This is a genomic window from Pseudomonas fragariae (ex Marin et al. 2024) (assembly GCF_059621105.1).
On the sequence record NZ_CM184369.1, the window covers coordinates 669,453 to 689,374 of the forward strand.

Below are 19,922 nucleotides of genomic sequence, written 5' to 3' on the forward strand. Positions count from 1 at the left end.
CTGATAGTGATCCTGCAAGCAATGACCCTCTACAGTGAATAAGTGCTCATGATGACTGATGAGCACTCTGTACTGTGCTGGCCTCAGAACGTACAGCCGGATAGATAACTTTATTTCTATGGAAGGAATGAATATGACTGTCTTATTGGAGGTTCCTCTTGCCCCGGTAGGTGTTGGGGGCGTCTGGAGAACTGATGCGGCTACAGGAGTAAAATATGTTCAGCTAGGCTACCCCGACAAGCCGTCATCGCCCCCCTCGCCGTTGGATATGTCCTACCTTGCAGGGCGGGGGCTCGGAGTCAGGCTGTCGCCGATATGGAACACTTATTACTTGAATTTCGCTCCTGGCGAGCACGTTCAGATTAATTTCAAGGGTAAGTCTCAGAGTGGATCGCTGATTAGTTGGAGTACGTCTTACACAGCGCGATCTGTCGTGGGTGGGGATGTACGTACCGTGACGGTGCCGTCTGATATTGTGAAAGCACTCGCCGGTCAAACGGCGACTATTCAGTATGTCGTCAGGCCCGCAAGTTCCAACAAGACTGGCAAGGTTCGCACATCGCGACCTGCTGAGTTTCAGATTCGAGGTCTTTATCTGCCGGCTCCCGAATTGTTGGAAGCCGTCAACGACTCTATCGACCCGGACCACATCAGTGCCAAGGCCGCAGTCAACTTTGTAACGGTCAGTCTCGATTACCCAGGTATTCAGCTTGGGGACACTGTCAAACTGGTCAGGGAAGGCGTGGACGCCAAGCAGAATGCAATTAACTTTACTGACAAAGACCGGCCCATCAGTGCCAGCAATCTACAGCGTCGTCCAATGAAAATTACCTGGACAGATACCGAGATCAAGCCGCTGGTCAATGGGATCATGAGTATCTACTACAAGGTTTATAGAGACGGCGTCTGGTATACCTCGCCCAAGCGCAATATCTATGTCGGACCCAGTCTTGCGAGTTTGCCGCCATTTATCAACGAGGTTTCTGATAATCGCCTCGATCCGGACAAAATTGCTGACTCTATCAATGTTCATATTCCTTCCGCTGGAACCCTGGTAAAAGACAAAATCACGCTGTTCTGGAGTGACTCGTCAAAACAGAAGACGTTTACCGATGAGGGAGTTATTACCCAGCAGAATGTCGATGGCGACATGTCATTTGATGTGTATCTGGATAATCCCATTGAATTCAACCGAGGCAAGGTTGTGACGGTTTTTTACCGGCTTGAGCGTGTCCTGCCAGATGGACGTAAAGTCAGTTTTCGTTCTGCTGACTATCAGTTTTTTGTCGGCAGCCAGAAGGATCAGGAGGCTGCAGATGCCAGGGTTTTGACCGGCGCTGTGGTGGACGGTGTCAAAGACGGCAAGATGGATGCTGCTCTTGCGAGCGTTGGAACAAAACTCACCGTGCCTTACGCCGAGACTCAGGTGGGAGACAGTGTTACGGCTTATTGGCAGCCGGCCGAGGGGGGGGATCCGGTCGTATTGGGTGTTCAGGCTGTTGATGCAGCCAACGTGAATATCGACCTGGTATTCAATATTTCCGCGGCCTCCGTCAGTACAGCGCTCAACAAAAAGGCCATTGTCTACTACGTTATTGAGCGAAAAGGGCTTGGCGGCAAGACTCAGAAGTTCAGGTCTCAAGAAGAACTGTTTTCGGTAGGCACTCAGGTGGCTGGTCTATTGCTTCCTGCTCCTGAGGTTCCGGCGTCTGTTGACTGGGTCCTTGATCCGATGGCCGTGCAAAATGGCACGACAGTGGTTGTTCAGCCTTACCCCACCATTGCTGTCGGCGACAAGGTCCGGCTCTTCTGGATCGGTACTGACGGCCCCGGGACGCCAGCTATAGCCGAACAAACGGTCGGCAGTGTGAGCAAGGCATTGGAGTTCGTTATTCCAGCCTCGGCAATTGGTTCCAATACCGGGGCAGAGGTCTGGGTCTATTATCAGGTCACGCGCAACGGGCTGATCAATCCGATAGATTCTGACGACACCATCATCGAGGTCGATACACTGGGTGGGGATAACCTGTCTCTGCCAGTGGTCGGCCAGGCACCTGCAGATCTGCTGGATCTGGCCTCGGTAAAAACCGACATCGTGGTAACGCTCAAGAAGTGGCCATTCATGGCCGCCGGTCAACGGGTGTGGTTGCGCCTGGAAGGTACTGCCCAGGATGGTAGTGCCGTGGAGATCAACGTCTGGACGGCCAGAATATTGACCGATGCCGATGCAAAGCAGGACTTGGCTATTACTATCACTCGGGCCCAGTTCGATAAGTTGGCGGCGGGCAGTCAGTTGCAGGTATTTGCAAAGGTTACGTTCGATGGTGACTTCAGTGACACCTACGCTGAAGACTTTCCGACGCTGAGTTTGACAATCAAACCGCAAGGCAGCTTGCTGAGTGTCAAGTTTTCAGATGTTTCCTTAAGCGCTGCGTATCCGAAGCCAGGCAGCACTGCTGCAGTGCCGCCTGATTCAAGTCAGTTGATGGTTGTTAGTGGCGGTAAAGGTCCTTATACGTTCGTGTCCGGGGATTCGTCTATCGTTGAGGTCGATGCTAAAGGCCTTTTGATGGCCAGGAAGAACGGATCTGTATATGTCCAGGTGCGAGATTCCCTTGGCCAGGTTGTGTACGTAACGGTCACTGTCCAAGGTATTTCCACGTTGGAGTACCTGAATTTCAGTACTTACACAGAGTGTAAGAAAATTGCCGACAGCAGGGGGCTTGTCATTCCGGAGCTGGCTACCTGGCGCAGGCTTCGTGCCGAGGGTGGCGGAAAGTTAAGCCTCGACCTCCCGGCAGCGCCTGCGGGACAGCAGTGGGATAGACGGGTCTGGGCAAGTGATGGTGGTAGTCTTCCGTTTACCAGAAAGAGCTATTTCCCGGATGATGACAAGGATAAGGATCTGAAAGACATCGTGATAGGTGGCGATACAGCCTATGGCTTTGGCTTGAAGATATAAACGACATTTGTCTTGCAGGTCCATTAGTGCCCGGGGAAAGTCTGTCGCTGTCATAGTGAAAGGCTACCTTGGGCAGTTTTTAGCTATTCATTCCCCTGTCGTCGCTTTTCGATGTTCTTCGGGTAAGGGCCGTTCCATGCCGCAGTACATGTATAGCTATTGCACTGTAATTAATAGTTTCAGTGTGCCTGAGTCATTGCGAAAGGTCTGATTTTTCCTGACGACTTACCTATTATTTCCGATAGTCATGCCTGTGGATTTGACCCTCTACCGTCAACAGCAGCTTGTGTTGAGGAAAGAGCTTTCCACTCTGTGTCCGACCGAAAAAGCACAGAGGGATAACTGATTTTTATTCTAAGGATGGAATACAATGACAATTTTAAATGACGTGCCTGCTGCCCCGATCGTCGTAGGAGGGGTCTGGAGGACTGATCCCGTCACAAGAGGGAATTATGTTCAGCTGGGCTATCCCGACAAGCCATCATCTCCGCCATCGTTAGCGGACATGGCCTATCTGGGCGACCGCGCGCTGAGCGTAAGGGCGGCGTCGGCATTTGCTCAGTTTTACCTGAATTTTGAGCCGGGCGATCATGTTCAGATGCACTTCAAAGGCACGGCCCAGAATGGAAAGCCGGTCAGTAGGGCGACGTCTTATACTGCGCAGAACATTGCAGGGGGTGATGTACGTACCTTGACCGTGCCGTCCGATGATGTGAAGTCGCTCGCCGGCCAGACGGCGACTCTTCAGTACGTGGTCAGGCCGGGGCCGGACAACAAATCCCGTAAGATTCGCTCGTCGTACCCTCTGACTTTTCAAGTCCGTGGCCTTTATCTGCCGGCTCCCGACTTGCTTGAAGCCATCAATGATTCCATCGATCCGGATCATATCAGTGTCAAGTCGACGGTCAACTTCGTGACCGTCAGCCTCGATTATCCGGGCATGCAGCTGGGTGATACGGTCCGGCTTGTCAGGGAGGGGGTTGACGTCAACCAGAAGGCTATCAACTTCACGGATCAGGACCGGCCCATCAGTTCAAGCAATCTGAAACGTCGTCCGGCCACATTCACTTGGGCGGGTGCAGACCTAAAGCCGCTGTTGAATGGCGTCATGAATATCTACTACAAGGTGTATAGAGACGGGGTGTGGTACACCTCGCCCAAGCGCACCCTCTATGTGGGCCCAAGCCTTGCGGGCTTGCCACCCTTTATCACCGAAGTTGCCGATGGACGGCTCGATCTGGATAACCTTACGGCGCCTGGCAAACCTGACGTTGACTTGATCTCTGTTCACATTCCCCCCGCAGGCACCTTGGTCGGCGATAAGGTCACGCTGTTCTGGAGTGACTCTTCGAAGCAGAAGAGTTTTTCGTATGAGGGCACTATTACTGCGTTGAATGTCGACGCAGACATGAAGTTTGACGTCTATCTGGACGACCCGATCGAGTTCAATCGAGGCAAGATAGTCACGGTTTATTACCTGCTTGAGCGTGTCTTGCCAGGCGGAGAGAAAGCCAGCTTCCGTTCTGCCGACTATCAGTTTTTTGTAGGCAGCCAGAAGCAGCAGGAAGCGGCGGATTCCAGAGTGTTGGCGGGCGCGATGCTGGAAGGTTTCAAGGATGGCAAGATTAGTCCTGCGCCTGTAAGCAAAGACATAAACCTCATCGTGCCTTTTGCAGAAACTCAGGAGGGAGACAGCGTTACGGCTTACTGGCAGCCGGCTGAAGGGGGCGCTCCTGTTACGTTGGGTATCCAGGCGGTTGATGCTGCCAATGTCAGTCTTGACCTGGTATTCAACATTCCTGCTGCGACTGTCAATGCAGCACTCAACAAGAAGGCTTCTGCCTATTACGTCATAGAGCGACAGGGGCTGAGTGGCAAGACCCAGAAGTTCAGGTCTCAGGAAGAGTCGTTTTCGGTCGGTCCTCAGCCGGCTGATCTTTTGCTTCCCGCTGCCGAGGTTCTCGCGTCAGTCGAAGGGGCGCTCGATCCGATGGCTGCGCAAAACGGCACAACGGTCGTGGTCCAGCCTTATCCTGGTATTGCCATTGGCGACACGGTCAGGCTTTTCTGGATCGGAACCGACGGTCCAGGAACACCGGATATAGCGCCACAGACGGTCAGTAACGTGAGCAAGGCGCTGGAGTTCGTTATCCCGGCCCCGGCGATTGGTGCAGATATCGGTGCAGAGGTCTGGGTCTATTATCAGGTCACGCGCAATGGGCTGACCACGCCGGTAGAGTCTGAATACACCATTATTGATGTCGAGATGCTGGGTCTGGACGACATGCCTCAGCCGGTGATAGAGCAAGCGCCTGGAGAGTTGCTGGATCTGGTCGCGGTAACAACCGACATCGTGGTTGCGCTCAAGAAATGGCCGTTCATGGCAGCCGGTCAAAGAGTGTGGCTACGTCTGGAGGGCACGGACAAGGGTGGGGGCCCGCTGGAAATCAAAGTGTGGACAGCCAGGGAAATTGCCAACGCTGATACGAGGCAGGATCTGAAGGTCTCTATTGCTCGCGCTGAATTTGACAGTCTCATGAGCGGCACCGAGTTGAAGGTCTATGCTCAGGTGACGCATGACGGAGACTTCAATGATGCTTATGCCGAAGCTCTGCCGCCGCTGATCTTGACAGTTCGGCAATTCGTACCGCCGCAGGAAAACCTTCTGAGTGTGGCGTCTTCAAAAATAACACTGACAGTAACGTACCCTCCACCGAACGGAGTTAGTTTGCTGACTTCGGGAGCAACACAGTTTTTAGACGTGAGTGGTGGCGTGCAGCCTTACTCTTATGAGTCAAGCGACGAGTCTGTGGTGTACGTCTATTCGGACGGGCTCATACTGGCGATAGATAATGGGTCTGCAATCATCGAGGTCAAAGATTCCAACAAGCAGGTAGTGAGTGTCGAAGTGACTGTTCAGGGAGTTGCCATGCTGAAGTTTCTGGCGTACGGCACCTATTCAGCTTGTAAGGCCATTGCTGAGAGTAGAGGTCTAGTGATTCCAAGTGTCGCCACTTGGCGTAAGCTCAGGATTGACAGTCGGGGCATGTTCGGCTTTGATTTTATTCCTCTCGGATATAAAGCCCCTTTCTACCCTGGTTTAGCGGTCTGGACGAGCGACAAGGGCGCATCTCCTCGGACCGTAAAGGGTTTCTGGACCGGACCAGATAGGGCCATTGATCGGGATGATTTAAAAATGGGAGGAATAGAACATTTTGGTTATGGTGTTAGCCGCTCGATTTTTCCTGACTAGTTTAGTGTCCAAGTAATGCACTAACCCATCGATCCACAACGAAAAAACCGAGCCATTGGCTCGGTTTTTTTGAATTGGTGCCCAGAAGAAGACTCGAACTTCCACGACCTTGCGGTCACCAGCACCTGAAGCTGGCGTGTCTACCAATTTCACCATCTGGGCAGCATCAGCAGCGCGTACGCCGTTGATGGGGCGCACTATACGGCGATCGTTTTACTCTGTAAACCCCTGTTTTGATTTAATAATCAAACCCTGAAAATGCAAAAACCCGCTTTCGCGGGTTTTTGTGAGGCTTGAGACTGTTGTAGTCTGTTGCCTGAATTGGTGCCCAGAAGAAGACTCGAACTTCCACGACCTTGCGGTCACCAGCACCTGAAGCTGGCGTGTCTACCAATTTCACCATCTGGGCAGTATCAACAGGCATCAACCTGTCGATGGCGCGCACTATACGGAGCGCCTTTTAGGCTGTAAAGCCCGGCAGTGAAAAAAACCCGAAAAAAATCGCGGGCGGCGTGTTTCGGGTGTTTCAGCGGGGTCCAGGAGGCTTTTTGTCCAGTGGATTGAGCGTGAAATTTCCCGTTTCATGAGGTCTATGCCAAACTAACCCCTATATATACAAGGTGAAAACTATCTAATGGCCGATTGGCAGTCCCTCGATCCCGAGGCCGCTCGTGAAGCGGAAAAATACGAAAACCCTATTCCCAGCCGCGAGCTGATCTTGCAGCACCTTGCCGAGCGCGGTTCGCCGGCCAGTCGCGAGCAACTGGTCGAAGAGTTCGGCCTGACCACCGAAGATCAATTCGAGGCTCTGCGCCGCCGCCTTCGGGCGATGGAGCGTGACGCCCAGTTGATCTACACCCGTCGCGGCACTTACGCACCGGTAGACAAGCTTGACCTGATCCTCGGTCGCATCTCCGGGCATCGTGATGGCTTCGGCTTTCTGGTGCCGGACGACGGCTCCGACGACCTGTTCATGAGCCCGGCGCAAATGCGCCTGGTGTTCGACGGTGACCGGGCGCTGGCGCGTGTTTCCGGCCTTGACCGTCGCGGCCGCCGCGAAGGCGTGATCGTCGAAGTGATCTCGCGTGCTCACGAAAGCATAGTGGGTCGCTATTTCGAAGAAAGCGGCATTGGTTTTGTCGTACCCGACAACCCGAAAATCCAGCAGGAAGTGCTGGTAACGCCGGGTCGTAACAACGGCGCCAAGATCGGCCAGTTCGTCGAGGTGAAAATCACCCATTGGCCGACACCGCGATTCCAGCCGCAGGGCGATGTGATCGAAGTGGTGGGCAACTACATGGCGCCCGGCATGGAGATCGATGTCGCGCTACGTACCTACGACATTCCGCACGTGTGGCCCGAGGCCGTACTCAAAGAGGCTGCCAAGCTCAAGCCGGAAGTCGAAGAGAAGGACAAGGAACACCGCGTCGATCTGCGCCATCTGCCGTTCGTGACCATCGACGGCGAAGACGCTCGCGACTTCGACGATGCGGTCTATTGCGAAGCCAAACCGGGCAAACTGCGTTTGTTCTCCGGCGGCTGGAAGCTCTACGTGGCGATTGCCGACGTATCGAGCTACGTGAAGATCGGCTCGGCGCTGGATGCCGAATCCCAGGTGCGCGGCAACTCGGTGTATTTCCCCGAGCGCGTCGTGCCCATGCTGCCTGAGCAATTGTCCAACGGCCTGTGCTCGCTGAACCCGCACGTCGATCGTCTGGCCATGGTTTGCGAGATGACCATCTCCAAGACCGGCGAGATGACTGACTACGTGTTCTACGAAGGCATCATCCACTCCCACGCTCGCCTGACCTACAACAAGGTCAGCACGATTCTGGAACAGCCGAAAACCGCTGAAGCCAAGAGCCTGCGTGGCGAGTACGGCGATGTGGTGCCGCACCTCAAACAGCTTTATGCCATGTACAAGGTATTGCTGGGCGCGCGTCATGTGCGCGGTGCGATCGATTTCGAGACGCAGGAAACCCGGATCATCTTCGGTTCCGAGCGCAAGATTGCCGAAATCCGTCCGACCACCCGTAATGATGCCCACAAGTTGATCGAGGAATGCATGCTGGCCGCCAACGTGGCCACCGCGCAGTTCCTGAAGAAGCATGAAATTCCTGCGTTGTACCGCGTCCACGACGGTCCGCCGCCAGAGCGCCTGGAAAAACTGCGCGCATTCCTCGGTGAGCTGGGTCTGACGCTGCACAAGGGCAAGGAAGGTCCGACACCGAAGGATTATCAGGCGCTGCTCGAAACCGTTCGCGACCGTCCCGACTACCACCTGATCCAGACCGTGATGCTGCGTTCGTTGAGTCAAGCGGTCTACAGCTCGGACAACAACGGTCACTTCGGTCTGAATTACGAAGCGTATACGCACTTCACGTCGCCGATCCGTCGTTATCCGGACCTGCTGACTCATCGCGCGATCCGCAGCGTCATTCGCTCCAAGCAGGATACGCCGCACGTTCGTCGTGCCGGTGCTGCGACGATTCCGAAGGCGCGCATTTACCCGTACGACGATGCGCTGCTCGACCAGTTGGGCGAACAATGCTCGATGAGCGAGCGCCGTGCCGACGAGGCTACGCGCGACGTAGTCAACTGGCTCAAGTGCGAATACATGAAGGATCGCGTCGGCGAGTCGTTCCCGGGCGTGATCACCGCTGTAACCGGCTTTGGTCTGTTCGTCGAGCTCACCGATATCTATGTCGAAGGCCTGGTCCACGTGACCGCCTTGCCGGGTGACTACTACCACTTCGATCCGCTGCACCACCGCCTTGCCGGCGAGCGTACCGGGCGTAACTTCCGCCTGGGCGACACCGTTGAAGTGCGGGTCATGCGCGTCGATCTGGACGAGCGCAAGATCGATTTCGAGATCTCCGAAGCGGCAGCGGCTGCGAAGCCGACGGCGCGCAAGCGTCGTGGTAATGACACCGCGGCACCTGCTGCCACAACCACGGCTGAAAAGGACAAGGCGCCGGCCAAGTCCGGGCGTCGTAGCGCTTCGACCAAGGAAAGCAGCCCCGAAGCGTATCGCCCGAGCGATGCCGCGGCGAAAAACGCAGAAGTGCGTAAAAGCCGCGAGCTGAAAAAAGCGCTTCTGGCAGACGCGAAGGGTGGTAGCAAGGCATCGTCGGGAAAGTCTGACAGGTCGGGCTCTGCGCCTTCATCGGGCAAGCCGGCCAGCAAACACCGTAAAGGCTCGTCAAAAACGGGCTCCGCGCCAGCTGCGAAAAGCAGTGGCGCTCGTAAACCCAAGGCCAAGTCATGAGTCAGCTGGAAAAAATCTACGGCGTTCACGCCGTAGAAGCGTTACTTCGTCATCATCCGAAACGCGTCAAGCACATCTGGCTGGCCGAGGGTCGTAACGACCCTCGCGTCCAGACGCTGGTGGCGCTGGCAGCCGAGAATCGCGTGACCATCGGGCAGGCCGAGCGCCGCGAAATGGATGCCTGGGTCGAGGGCGTGCATCAGGGCGTTGTTGCTGATGTGAGCCCGAGTCAGGTCTGGGGCGAGGCCATGCTCGACGAACTGCTGGACCGCAGTGAAGGCTCGCCGCTGCTGTTGGTGCTGGACGGCGTGACCGATCCGCACAACCTCGGCGCTTGCCTGCGTACTGCTGATGCAGCAGGTGCGCTGGCGGTCATCGTACCCAAGGACAAATCCGCAACCCTGACGCCAGCCGTGCGCAAGGTCGCCTGCGGTGCCGCCGAGGTCATTCCGCTGGTGGCGGTTACCAACCTGGCACGTACGCTGGAAAAACTGCAGCAGCGCGGATTGTGGGTGGTGGGGACTGCGGGCGAGGCCGAGGTCGAGCTGTATCAGCAGGACCTGACCGGGCCGACCATCATTATCATGGGCGCCGAAGGCAAGGGCATGCGTCGCCTGACCCGTGAGCATTGTGATTATCTGGTGCGCCTGCCGATGGCGGGCAGTGTCAGCAGTCTGAACGTGTCGGTCGCGACCGGCGTGTGTCTGTTCGAAGCGCTACGCCAGCGATCCGCCAAGCGGAAGCCGGCTTAGTAGCAGCTGCAAGCCTCAAGCTACAAGCTACAAGCTACAAGCTACAAGCTACAAGCGGACTGCTTCTACTTGTAGCTTTCCACTTGCAGCTTGTAGCTCCTTCCCCATTTGTAGCTTTCCACTTGCTTGCAGCTTGCAGCTTGCAGCTTGCAGCTTGCAGCTGCTTCCCTGTTTGTAGCTTAACGCTTGCAGCTTGCAGCTGCCTTCTCTACACTTGCGCCCCTTGCTGTCACGGCAGGCGCGCATGTGCCTGTCCCTGAGCAAGACCAACAGTGTCATTCACTCCTTGTCTGACCGCTATTTGAGCGGCAGGCTACAACCCGTAAGGAGCATTCATGCGTCATTACGAAATTATCTTTTTGGTCCATCCGGATCAAAGCGAGCAAGTCGGCGGCATGGTAGAGCGTTACACCAAGCTGATCGAAGAAGACGGCGGCAAAATCCACCGTCTGGAAGATTGGGGCCGTCGTCAACTGGCTTACGCAATCAACAATGTTCACAAGGCTCACTACGTGATGCTGAACGTTGAGTGCACTGGCAAGGCTCTGGCCGAGCTGGAAGACAACTTCCGTTACAACGATGCTGTGATCCGTAACCTGGTCATCCGTCGCGACGAAGCCGTAACCGGCCAGTCCGAGATGCTCAAGGCTGAAGAGAACCGCAGTGAGCGCCGTGAGCGTCGTGACCGTCCTGAGCACTCCGACAGCGCCGATGGCGATGACGGCGACAACAGCGACGTTAGCGATAACGCTGACGAGTAATCCACGGACCTTTTGAGGAGCCAATTACATGGCACGTTTCTTCCGTCGTCGTAAATTCTGCCGCTTCACCGCTGAAGACGTCAAAGAGATCGATTACAAAGATCTCAACACTCTGAAAGCCTACGTATCCGAGACCGGCAAAATCGTTCCAAGCCGTATCACGGGTACCAAAGCACGTTATCAGCGTCAGCTGGCCACCGCTATCAAGCGTGCCCGCTTCCTGGCCCTGCTGGCCTACACCGACAGCCACGGCCGCTGAGACCAGGTAGTCGACAAAACGTAACAAAGGATAGAAAGCATGCGTGCCCTGGCTGAATTCATCATGCGCGGCCGTATGCAGGCCACTCTTGTAGTGGCTGGATGTGCGGCATTGCCGCTGTTGTTCTGGTTGAGTGCTGCCGCAGGGTGCCTTGTGCTCCTGCGACGCGGGTTCAGTGATGCCGTTGGTGTCCTGTCCTGGGCTCTGCTGCCGGCTTTGGTCTGGTGGTATTTCGGTGAACCTCGTACAGCCATGGTGCTGGCGGGTTCACTGAGTTTGGCAATGGTTTTGCGTGCCAGCGAGTCCTGGGTCCGCGTGCTGCTGGTCAGCGTGGCGTTGGGTGTGGTGTATGCAGTAATTCTGGGCACGGTTTTTCGCGAACCTCTGGAAGCAATGTCGCAGGAGTTGCAGAAACATCTGCCGACAATGCTGGCCGGGCTCTACGAGCAGTTGAACGTAGAAGAGCGAGCGCGTCTGGGGGCACTGATTGCACCCGTCCTGAATGGCCTGATAGCGGCTGTGCTGCAAATCGTCAGTGTGCTGTGCCTGATTCTTGGGCGGTACTGGCAGGCGATGTTGTACAACCCTGGTGGTTTCGGGCGTGAATTTCGCGCCGTGAAACTCCCGCTGGTACCCGCGTTGGTGCTGGTGGTGTGCATGCTGGTGGGGCCGAATTTCGGTCCGCAGATAGCGATGCTTACACCGCTGTGCAGCGTACCGCTGGTCTTTGCGGGCCTGGCCCTGATTCACGGACTGGTCGCTGAAAAGCGTCTGTCCAGGTTCTGGCTGGTGGGGATGTACATCACGCTGCTGGTGTTCATGCAGCTGATTTATCCGTTGCTCGTGGTAATTGCCATTGTCGACAGCCTGATTGATTTTCGCGGTCGCCGGAGCTCGAAAGATTCCGGCAATGGTCCTGCGAACGGTGAAGGTTAAAAGTTAAGAGGATTTCCACATGCAACTGATCCTTCTGGAAAAAGTCGCCAACCTGGGCAACCTGGGCGACAAAGTAAACGTTAAGGCCGGCTACGGTCGTAACTACCTGCTGCCTTACGGCAAAGCAACCGCTGCAACCGCTGCCAACGTGGCTGCGTTTGAAGAGCGTCGTGCCGAGCTGGAAAAACTGGCTGCAGACAAGAAAGCATCTGCCGAAACTCGCGCTGCCCAACTGGCTGAGCTGGAAGTGACTATCACTGCCACCGCTGGTGACGAAGGCAAGCTGTTCGGTTCGATCGGCACCCACGACATCGCTGATGCACTGACCGCCTCTGGCGTTGAAGTTGCAAAAAGCGAAGTTCGTCTGCCGAACGGCACTATCCGCAACGTTGGTGAATTCGACGTAGCCGTGCACCTGCACAGCGACGTAGAAGCAACCGTACGCGTTGTCGTAGTGGCTGCTTAAGCAACACGTAATCGTCTGGCGGCATTGCTGCCAGAGGATTAACATCGGGCACGATCCTGTTTACAGGTCGTGCCCTTTGTCTTTGTGCCATCCCCATTCTGCAAACCCCGAATTAAAGTGGCCATGAACGATATTTCCGCCCCCGAGCAATACGATCTGCAAACCGCCGCCCTGAAGGTGCCGCCACATTCCATTGAGGCCGAACAGGCTGTACTCGGTGGTCTGATGCTGGACAACAACGCCTGGGAGCGGGTGCTCGATCAAGTTTCCGATGGCGATTTCTATCGACATGACCACCGCCTGATATTCCGCGCCATCGCCCGATTGGCCGACCAGAACAGCCCGATCGACGTGGTCACCCTGGCTGAACAGCTGGACAAGGAAGGGCAGACCTCGCAAGTGGGCGGCCTGGGCTACCTCAGTGAGCTGGCGAAAAACACGCCTTCTGTCGCCAACATCAAGGCCTACGCGCAGATCGTCCGGGCCCGGGCCACGCTTCGGCAGTTGATCGGCATCAGTACCGAAATCGCCGACAGTGCGTTCAACCCCGAAGGCCGGACCGCCGAAGAGATTCTTGACGAGGCTGAACGGCAGATCTTCCAGATCGCCGAAGCGCGCCCCAAGACCGGCGGTCCGGTCAGCGTCAACGACCTGCTGACCAAGGCCATCGACCGTATCGATACGCTGTTCAACAGCGACAACGCCATTACCGGGCTGTCGACCGGGTATACCGATCTCGATGAAAAGACCAGCGGACTGCAACCCTCCGACCTGATCATCGTCGCCGGACGTCCGTCGATGGGTAAGACCACCTTCGCCATGAACCTGGTCGAGAACGCGGTGCTGCGCAGTGACAAGGTGGTGCTGGTCTACTCGCTGGAGATGCCAGGCGAATCGCTGATCATGCGTATGTTGTCCTCGCTGGGGCGCATCGACCAGACCAAGGTGCGGGCCGGCCAGCTTGATGACGATGACTGGCCGCGTCTGACATCGGCGGTCAATCTGCTCAATGACCGCAAGCTGTTCATCGACGACACGGCCGGTATCAGCCCGTCCGAAATGCGCGCGCGGACGCGGCGGATCGTGCGTGAGCATGGCGACATCGCCATGATCATGATCGACTACTTGCAGTTGATGCAGATTCCCGGCTCCAGTGGCGACAACCGTACCAACGAGATTTCCGAGATCTCGCGCTCGTTGAAAGCACTGGCCAAGGAATTCAACTGCCCGGTGATTGCCCTGTCGCAGCTCAACCGCTCCCTTGAGCAGCGTCCCAACAAACGCCCGATCAACTCCGACCTCCGGGAATCCGGAGCGATCGAGCAGGATGCCGACGTCATCATGTTCGTTTACCGGGACGAGGTGTATCACCCGGAAACCGAGCACAAGGGTATTGCCGAGATCATCATCGGCAAGCAGCGTAACGGCCCTATCGGTACCACGCGCCTGGCATTCATCGGCAAGTACACGCGCTTCGAGAACCTGGCGCCCGGCAGTTATAACTTCGACGACGATTGATTTTGCCGCCAGATGCTGTTCCCGTTTCATCATGGATCGTGCTGAGACGGTGGTGGCATCTATCAGTGCGTATCCCCGATCCGGTGTGGATACCATGCCCCGGTTTCCTGATTTTTTGCCAGTAGCAAGCGGATTCTACCTCTACCTTTGGCGCCGGCTACGCTGGTAAGATCCAGCGAGATTTCGTCTTTTACCTTGTGTGCTGATGCGCCTTTAAAACCTCGCTCATTGAAACTGACGATCGCTTTGGTGACGGCTGATTTCAGATCATCCTCGCTATATTTATTTTGGGCAGTCTTGAATTCGGCGGATTCAAAAAAGTCGCCGATAGCAACCTTGGCGGATCTTGTCGCCCGCTTGTTTTTTACTGAGACATTAAGGCTGGGGGCTGCAAGCGTGGATGTACCTTCTTTTAAGCTGCGATAATACGCTAGGGCTTCAGGAGATACGGTGGGTTCTGACGTCTCAGTAATAGATGTCCGGTTGCTCACGTTGCTTAAGGTGCTCACATTGCTCACATTGCTCGCGCGGCGGGACAGGTCAGGATACTCTGCGGCCCTAAGCTCCATGTGGATGAGTTTCGTTGACTGGCTTAAGAATTCAGGCGATTTGCTGTGTTTTTTGAAAAAGTCTTGCTGGACTGATTTGGGGAGGTAATACGCATGTACCGATCCAGTCGGGTCGTCGTGCCGAAAAAATATATCCCTGGGTCTCGCGTTGACGCTGCTCATGAAGCCGTGAAGTTCTTTAATCTCATTGCTGTCAAGCCCAAACTCACTGGCCGCACTATCAGAAAAAGCCCTATAGTCCTTTAGTCTGGCGTTTTTCCGGGTCCACGAGGTGTAGGCTAGAAGTGCCCAGGTGGTCAGTCCCATAGCGACTACCCCAATAGTAATGCCTATGGAAATGAGCGTCATGCCGTCAAAATCAATGCTCTGGCCACCCTCTGGGTCGACTCTGCTGACGGGGTTGTTTCTGGTCATTCGGTAAAGGTTCAGCCCCTCTACATCGCCTAGCGGGTCTGCACTCATCCAGCGCATCAGCCAAGGCGCGTAATACCTCACGCCGTAGTAATAAAGACCCGTGCTGTCCCGCTCCTTGCCAGAGTAGCGGATGACTTTATAGGACGCTTCAACAGCCGAGCGCGCAGCCCACCATGCGGTCCCTCCGAACGGGTAATACCCTTCATGGCTGATCAGCTTTGCCTGGGCATCCAGCTCAAGTGTGCTTGAGCCCAGGTGGTCACCGATGCTGTAGCGGAGCTGATTGTTGTCTATCGCATCCGGTTTGCCCTCTAGCCAGTGCAGGCAGCGCACGTTAGTCCGTCCGGCGTACACTGTGATGACTTCCAGTCGCTCGCCGGTTGCACTGTTTGTACGGATTTCCAGGCCTGGCAAATAGCGCACGTCGCATTGGTGCTGGAATGTCCGGGTCATGGCCTTCGCTGTTTTACGCATGCGCTGGCCGCTAGCGTCGTAAGCGTAGTGTTCGCCGTCTTCTGGTTGCTCGGAACGAGTAACGGCATCCACCTTGATCAGGCGGTTTCCCGAGTCCCAGTGCAGCGCTCGTCCCGCAACCAGCGCTTGCTGATTGCCATTGGCGTCGAATTGTTTATCGAAGTCTGGTGGCGCGTTACCCTCGCTCCAGGGCAAGGCCCGGTTGCTTTTGGTATCGACGATCATGTGACGTGTGTACGCTTGCGCACCCTTGTGAATGAGCTTTAAGAGATTGCCCGCATCGTCGTAGGAATAACGTTGGGTGTAATTGAGTAGCTGACTTTCATCCACTGGTAGCCGGGCGAGCTCCGGTAATTCAGGGCGAATCCCCGCCAGGGCGGTTTCGCGACCGCTGGCCCTGATTAACTGGTAAAGGCTGTCATATTCGTATTCATTGACGGCATCAATGCGCTGGCCTGAACAGTGGCGTGCGGGCTGTGCCTCGTCCCGAATCCTGGTTACATTTCCCACTGGGTCGTAGTCGTACAGCAGGTGCTGCAGTTGCTTGACTCCCGGACGGTAGGTGATTAGCTCACCCATGCGACCATCAGCAGGATCAAAGCTTGCGCAACTGATGACTCCGTTACCGGCTGTTTGCGACTCGATACGGCCATGCGCGTCGTACATCAATCCATGCAGCAGTACCTGATCGCTCCCGTTCATCACCCTCAGGCGGGTAGCCTTCAACTGGCCCGACACGTCATAGGTCGACGTATGACGATTGCCTGATGCATCGGTTTGGTCAAGTACCTCGCCCATAGCGTTGAAGCGTGCTTTGCTTGAGAAACCAGGGCCGGGCTCCAGCAGCTCATCCTGATGCAGAGCGTCTTCAGGCCAGTTCGGTAGATCGTTCTTCTGCAGAAAGCGTCGGGTCTGCTGGAGAATCTGCCCTGATACGCCACAGGCATCGATAAGATCGCTACCCGATCCGTCGTAAGTCTGAATCAGGTGGCCGCAGACATTGTTGGCAGCGGCCAGCTCTGAACTATCGGCATATGAGAAACGTTCTGATGTTCGGCAGGGCTGGCCCCTGGGCTTTTCGTTGATCGCCAAGGGGCGCAGCAGTTCGTCGTAGCGGGTTGTCCAGTGGGTACCGCGTGCGTCATGGTGTTCCAGCAACTGACCCGCCTCGCCATAAAGGGAAACCCGGCAGCCTGCGTCGACACTGTTTACCGCCAGGGGCGCGCCGGTGAGGCTGAATACCGTGCTCAGGTTCGGGCGAGTGAATGGCTCGGTGGTCAATTGCCTGAATAGCCTGGCGTCCCATCTGGCGACGGGTCTTGCCGCTGCATCATACTGCTGGCGTTCCGGGCGCGCCTGCGAACTATCACCCGGTGTGCCGCGGTAATAACTCACACTGCGGATTGGCAGCCCCCGGCTATCAGTCACCATAAGCGTGGGTGTATGTCGGTGCAGGGAATCAGGCATGGTCGTAGATTTCCATCAGAGCGCGGAATCAGGGTATTCCGACTCGATAAGTCGCGGTACTGTGATAAATAGCAGTGAGGCGCGCCAGGCGAATGATCTTGCTATTCCGACCATTGCCGTCGGACTTGATCAAAAAATGTGCTATATTCCGCGCCCGCGATTTTTCCAACGTGCAAACGTAGGTCCTGAACATGCAATCAGCCAAGCCGTTATTTGACTATCCCAAGTACTGGGCCGAATGTTTCGGACCAGCACCTTTCCTGCCCATGAGCCGGGAAGAAATGGATCTGCTTGGCTGGGATTCCTGCGACATCATCATCGTTACCGGTGATGCGTACGTGGATCACCCGTCTTTCGGCATGGCGATCATCGGTCGTCTGCTCGAATCCCAGGGCTTTCGGGTCGGGATCATCGCGCAGCCCGACTGGCAGTCCAAAGACGACTTCATGAAGCTCGGCGAGCCGAATCTGTTTTTCGGTGTCGCTGCCGGCAACATGGACTCGATGATCAACCGCTATACCGCGGACAAGAAAATTCGCTCCGATGACGCCTATACCCCGGGCGGCATGGCCGGCAAACGTCCGGACCGCGCAAGTCTGGTGTACAGCCAGCGCTGCAAGGAAGCCTACAAGCACGTGCCTATCGTGCTGGGTGGCATCGAAGCTTCGCTGCGCCGCATCGCGCACTATGACTACTGGCAGGACAAGGTTCGCAACTCGATCCTGATCGACGCCTGTGCCGACATCCTGCTGTACGGCAATGCCGAACGTGCGATTGTCGAAGTCGCCCAGCGCCTGTCCTACGGCCACAAGATTGAAGACATCACCGACGTGCGCGGTACGGCGTTCATTCGTCGTGACACGCCGCAGGGCTGGTATGAGGTCGATTCCACGCGTATCGACCGTCCGGGCAAGGTCGACAAGATCATCAACCCGTACGTCAACACCCAGGACACTCAGGCCTGCGCCATCGAGCAGGAAAAGGGCAACGTCGAGGACCCCAACGAAGCCAAGGTGGTGCAGATTCTTGCCAGCCCGCGCATGACCCGCGACAAGACGGTCATCCGCCTGCCTTCAGTGGAAAAGGTCCGTAACGACGCTGTGCTGTATGCCCACGCCAACCGCGTGCTGCACCTTGAAACCAACCCGGGCAACGCTCGCGCGCTGGTTCAGAAGCATGGCGACGTTGACGTCTGGTTCAACCCGCCGCCCATTCCGATGACCACTGAAGAAATGGACTACGTGTTTGGCATGCCTTACGCGCGCGTCCCGCACCCTGCGTACGGCAAGGAAAAGATCCCTGCCTACGACATGATTCGTTTCTCGGTGAACATCATGCGTGGCTGCTTCGGCGGCTGCACCTTCTGCTCGATCACCGAGCACGAAGGACGGATCATTCAGAACCGCTCCGAAGAGTCGATCATTCGCGAAATCGAAGAGATCCGCGACAAGGTGCCGGGCTTTACCGGGGTCATTTCCGACCTGGGCGGGCCGACCGCGAACATGTATCGCATCGCCTGCAAAAGCCCGGAGATCGAGTCGGCCTGCCGCAAGCCGTCCTGCGTATTCCCGGGTATCTGCCCGAACCTGAATACCGATCACTCGTCGCTGATCCAGCTGTATCGCAGCGCGCGCGCCTTGCCGGGCGTGAAAAAGATCCTGATCGCCTCTGGCCTGCGCTACGACCTCGCGGTCGAGTCGCCGGAGTACGTCAAGGAACTGGTCACGCACCACGTCGGTGGTTACCTGAAGATCGCCCCGGAACACACCGAGGAAGGTCCGCTCAACCAGATGATGAAGCCGGGCATTGGCAGCTATGACAAGTTCAAGCGCATGTTCGAGAAGTACACCAAGGAAGCCGGCAAGGAGCAGTACCTGATTCCTTACTTCATCGCCGCCCACCCGGGTACCACCGATGAAGACATGATGAACCTGGCTTTGTGGCTCAAGGGCAATGGTTTCCGTGCGGACCAGGTGCAGGCGTTCTACCCGTCGCCGATGGCCACGGCCACGGCCATGTACCACTCGGGCAAGAACCCGCTGCGCAAGGTCACCTACAAGAGCGATGCCGTCACCATCGTGAAGAGCGAAGCGCAACGTCGTCTGCACAAGGCTTTCCTGCGCTATCACGACCCGAAAGGCTGGCCGATGCTGCGTGAGGCACTGGAACGCATGGGCCGTGCCGACCTGATCGGGCCGGGCAAGGATCAACTGATCCCGTTGCATCAGCCGGCTACCGACAGCTATCAGAGTGCGCGCCGCAAGAACTCGACGCCGGCGGGCAGTCACAAGGTTGCGAAAAACGCCAAGACCACGCTGATCCAGACCCAGCACACCGGCCTGCCGCCGCGCGGAAGCGATGGCAGCAAGCCGTGGGACAAGCGCGAAGAGGCCAAGGCTGCCGCCATGGCGCGCAACAAGCAGGCCGCCAAGGAGCGCATGGATGCAGCCAAAGGCAAAGGCACCAAACCGCCCAAGCGCAAGCCGGTGGTGCCACGCTAACCTGGGGTATCAGGGCAGACGCAGAGCGTCCGGAACTGCGTGTCCATACATAGGTTCTGAAGGCCGCTGAATAGCGGGCTTCTGCCCGGAGGGCGTGGGAGCGAACTTGTTCGCGATCTGCCGGGGACCGGCAGTAAGGCGGACGCAGAGCGTCCAGAACGGCATGTCGACGCGGAGCGTCGCACGATAGTCGAGATCATCGTTCCTCACGCTCCAGCGTGGGAATGCCGTTCGTGACGCTCCGCGTCACACCACTCCCGCCGTGCCGCTCTATCCATCAACGCCACATACCCACGCCGCTCACAATTCTTCACCCCCCACT

12 protein-coding genes and 2 tRNA genes are annotated in these 19,922 nt (G+C 56.5%); 11 read left to right on the top strand and 3 right to left on the bottom strand.

The features are described from left to right. Positions 1 to 133 precede the first annotated feature (133 nt). Both AC54XV_RS02940 and AC54XV_RS02945 read left to right on the top strand, forming a co-directional pair. Positions 134 to 2,962: an Ig-like domain-containing protein gene (locus tag AC54XV_RS02940; RefSeq protein WP_024641918.1), complete on the top strand. Its 2,829-nt coding sequence runs from the start codon at positions 134 to 136 to the stop codon at positions 2,960 to 2,962. A 370-nt stretch (positions 2,963 to 3,332) separates the two neighbouring features. Next, complete coding sequence (locus AC54XV_RS02945) at positions 3,333 to 6,215, top strand: hypothetical protein (protein WP_024638299.1); 2,883 nt, start codon at positions 3,333 to 3,335, stop codon at positions 6,213 to 6,215. A 75-nt stretch (positions 6,216 to 6,290) separates the two neighbouring features. On the opposite strand, the gene AC54XV_RS02950 is transcribed toward AC54XV_RS02945, so the two are convergent. Both AC54XV_RS02950 and AC54XV_RS02955 read right to left on the bottom strand, forming a co-directional pair. Continuing rightward, positions 6,291 to 6,377 (bottom strand) — tRNA-Leu (locus tag AC54XV_RS02950). A gap of 160 nt (positions 6,378 to 6,537) precedes the next feature. Next, positions 6,538 to 6,624 (bottom strand) — tRNA-Leu (locus AC54XV_RS02955). Between the two features lie 225 nt (positions 6,625 to 6,849). Between AC54XV_RS02955 and rnr the strand changes: the two genes are divergently transcribed. The 7 genes from rnr to dnaB all read left to right on the top strand — a co-directional run bounded on the left by rnr (position 6,850) and on the right by dnaB (position 14,175). Then, complete coding sequence (gene rnr / locus AC54XV_RS02960; RefSeq protein ID WP_004407829.1) at positions 6,850 to 9,483, top strand: ribonuclease R; 2,634 nt, start codon at positions 6,850 to 6,852, stop codon at positions 9,481 to 9,483. Further along, entirely contained in the window at positions 9,480 to 10,235 is a 756-nt protein-coding gene (gene rlmB, locus AC54XV_RS02965; protein ID WP_003414481.1) for a 23S rRNA (guanosine(2251)-2'-O)-methyltransferase RlmB, read from the top strand. The genes rnr and rlmB overlap by 4 nt, the downstream gene beginning before the upstream one ends. A 335-nt stretch (positions 10,236 to 10,570) precedes the next feature. Next, positions 10,571 to 10,996 (top strand): 30S ribosomal protein S6, encoded by a 426-nt coding sequence (rpsF, locus tag AC54XV_RS02970; protein ID WP_002551828.1) that lies wholly within the window; start codon positions 10,571 to 10,573, stop codon positions 10,994 to 10,996. A gap of 28 nt (positions 10,997 to 11,024) precedes the next feature. Next, positions 11,025 to 11,255 (top strand): 30S ribosomal protein S18, encoded by a 231-nt coding sequence (rpsR, locus tag AC54XV_RS02975; RefSeq protein ID WP_002551829.1) that lies wholly within the window; start codon positions 11,025 to 11,027, stop codon positions 11,253 to 11,255. Between the two features lie 39 nt (positions 11,256 to 11,294). Continuing rightward, the gene (locus tag AC54XV_RS02980; RefSeq protein WP_010427802.1) at positions 11,295 to 12,191 is read left to right on the top strand and encodes a YybS family protein; all 897 of its coding nucleotides are present in this window, start codon (positions 11,295 to 11,297) and stop codon (positions 12,189 to 12,191) included. 19 nt (positions 12,192 to 12,210) lie between these two features. Beyond that, complete coding sequence (rplI, locus tag AC54XV_RS02985; RefSeq protein ID WP_003317208.1) at positions 12,211 to 12,657, top strand: 50S ribosomal protein L9; 447 nt, start codon at positions 12,211 to 12,213, stop codon at positions 12,655 to 12,657. A gap of 123 nt (positions 12,658 to 12,780) precedes the next feature. Further along, positions 12,781 to 14,175: a replicative DNA helicase gene (gene dnaB / locus AC54XV_RS02990; RefSeq protein WP_003317209.1), complete on the top strand. Its 1,395-nt coding sequence runs from the start codon at positions 12,781 to 12,783 to the stop codon at positions 14,173 to 14,175. Positions 14,176 to 14,237: 62 nt separating this feature from the next. On the opposite strand, the gene AC54XV_RS02995 is transcribed toward dnaB, so the two are convergent. Beyond that, positions 14,238 to 17,099, bottom strand: coding sequence for an RHS repeat-associated core domain-containing protein (locus AC54XV_RS02995; RefSeq protein ID WP_496717831.1), 2,862 nt, complete (start codon positions 17,097 to 17,099; stop codon positions 14,238 to 14,240). Here AC54XV_RS02995 and AC54XV_RS03000 point away from each other — a divergent pair. Beyond that, the gene (locus AC54XV_RS03000; RefSeq protein ID WP_129398343.1) at positions 17,098 to 17,316 is read left to right on the top strand and encodes a hypothetical protein; all 219 of its coding nucleotides are present in this window, start codon (positions 17,098 to 17,100) and stop codon (positions 17,314 to 17,316) included. The genes AC54XV_RS02995 and AC54XV_RS03000 overlap by 2 nt on opposite strands. After that, complete coding sequence (locus AC54XV_RS03005; protein ID WP_011266500.1) at positions 17,291 to 19,600, top strand: YgiQ family radical SAM protein; 2,310 nt, start codon at positions 17,291 to 17,293, stop codon at positions 19,598 to 19,600. The genes AC54XV_RS03000 and AC54XV_RS03005 overlap by 26 nt, the downstream gene beginning before the upstream one ends. The last annotated feature ends 322 nt before the right edge of the window (positions 19,601 to 19,922 follow it).

Excerpts from the sequence above, each read along its gene's own strand:
- AC54XV_RS02940 (WP_024641918.1), top strand. The coding sequence starts at position 134 with ATGACTGTCTTATTGGAGGTTCCTCTTGCCCCGGTAGGTGTTGGGGGC.
- AC54XV_RS02945 (WP_024638299.1), top strand. The coding sequence starts at position 3,333 with ATGACAATTTTAAATGACGTGCCTGCTGCCCCGATCGTCGTAGGAGGG.
- rnr (WP_004407829.1), top strand. The coding sequence starts at position 6,850 with ATGGCCGATTGGCAGTCCCTCGATCCCGAGGCCGCTCGTGAAGCGGAA.
- rlmB (WP_003414481.1), top strand. The coding sequence starts at position 9,480 with ATGAGTCAGCTGGAAAAAATCTACGGCGTTCACGCCGTAGAAGCGTTA.
- rpsF (WP_002551828.1), top strand. The coding sequence starts at position 10,571 with ATGCGTCATTACGAAATTATCTTTTTGGTCCATCCGGATCAAAGCGAG.
- rpsR (WP_002551829.1), top strand. The coding sequence starts at position 11,025 with ATGGCACGTTTCTTCCGTCGTCGTAAATTCTGCCGCTTCACCGCTGAA.
- AC54XV_RS02980 (WP_010427802.1), top strand. The coding sequence starts at position 11,295 with ATGCGTGCCCTGGCTGAATTCATCATGCGCGGCCGTATGCAGGCCACT.
- rplI (WP_003317208.1), top strand. The coding sequence starts at position 12,211 with ATGCAACTGATCCTTCTGGAAAAAGTCGCCAACCTGGGCAACCTGGGC.
- dnaB (WP_003317209.1), top strand. The coding sequence starts at position 12,781 with ATGAACGATATTTCCGCCCCCGAGCAATACGATCTGCAAACCGCCGCC.
- AC54XV_RS03000 (WP_129398343.1), top strand. The coding sequence starts at position 17,098 with ATGGTCGTAGATTTCCATCAGAGCGCGGAATCAGGGTATTCCGACTCG.
- AC54XV_RS02995 (WP_496717831.1), bottom strand. The coding sequence starts at position 17,099 with ATGCCTGATTCCCTGCACCGACATACACCCACGCTTATGGTGACTGAT.
- AC54XV_RS03005 (WP_011266500.1), top strand. The coding sequence starts at position 17,291 with ATGCAATCAGCCAAGCCGTTATTTGACTATCCCAAGTACTGGGCCGAA.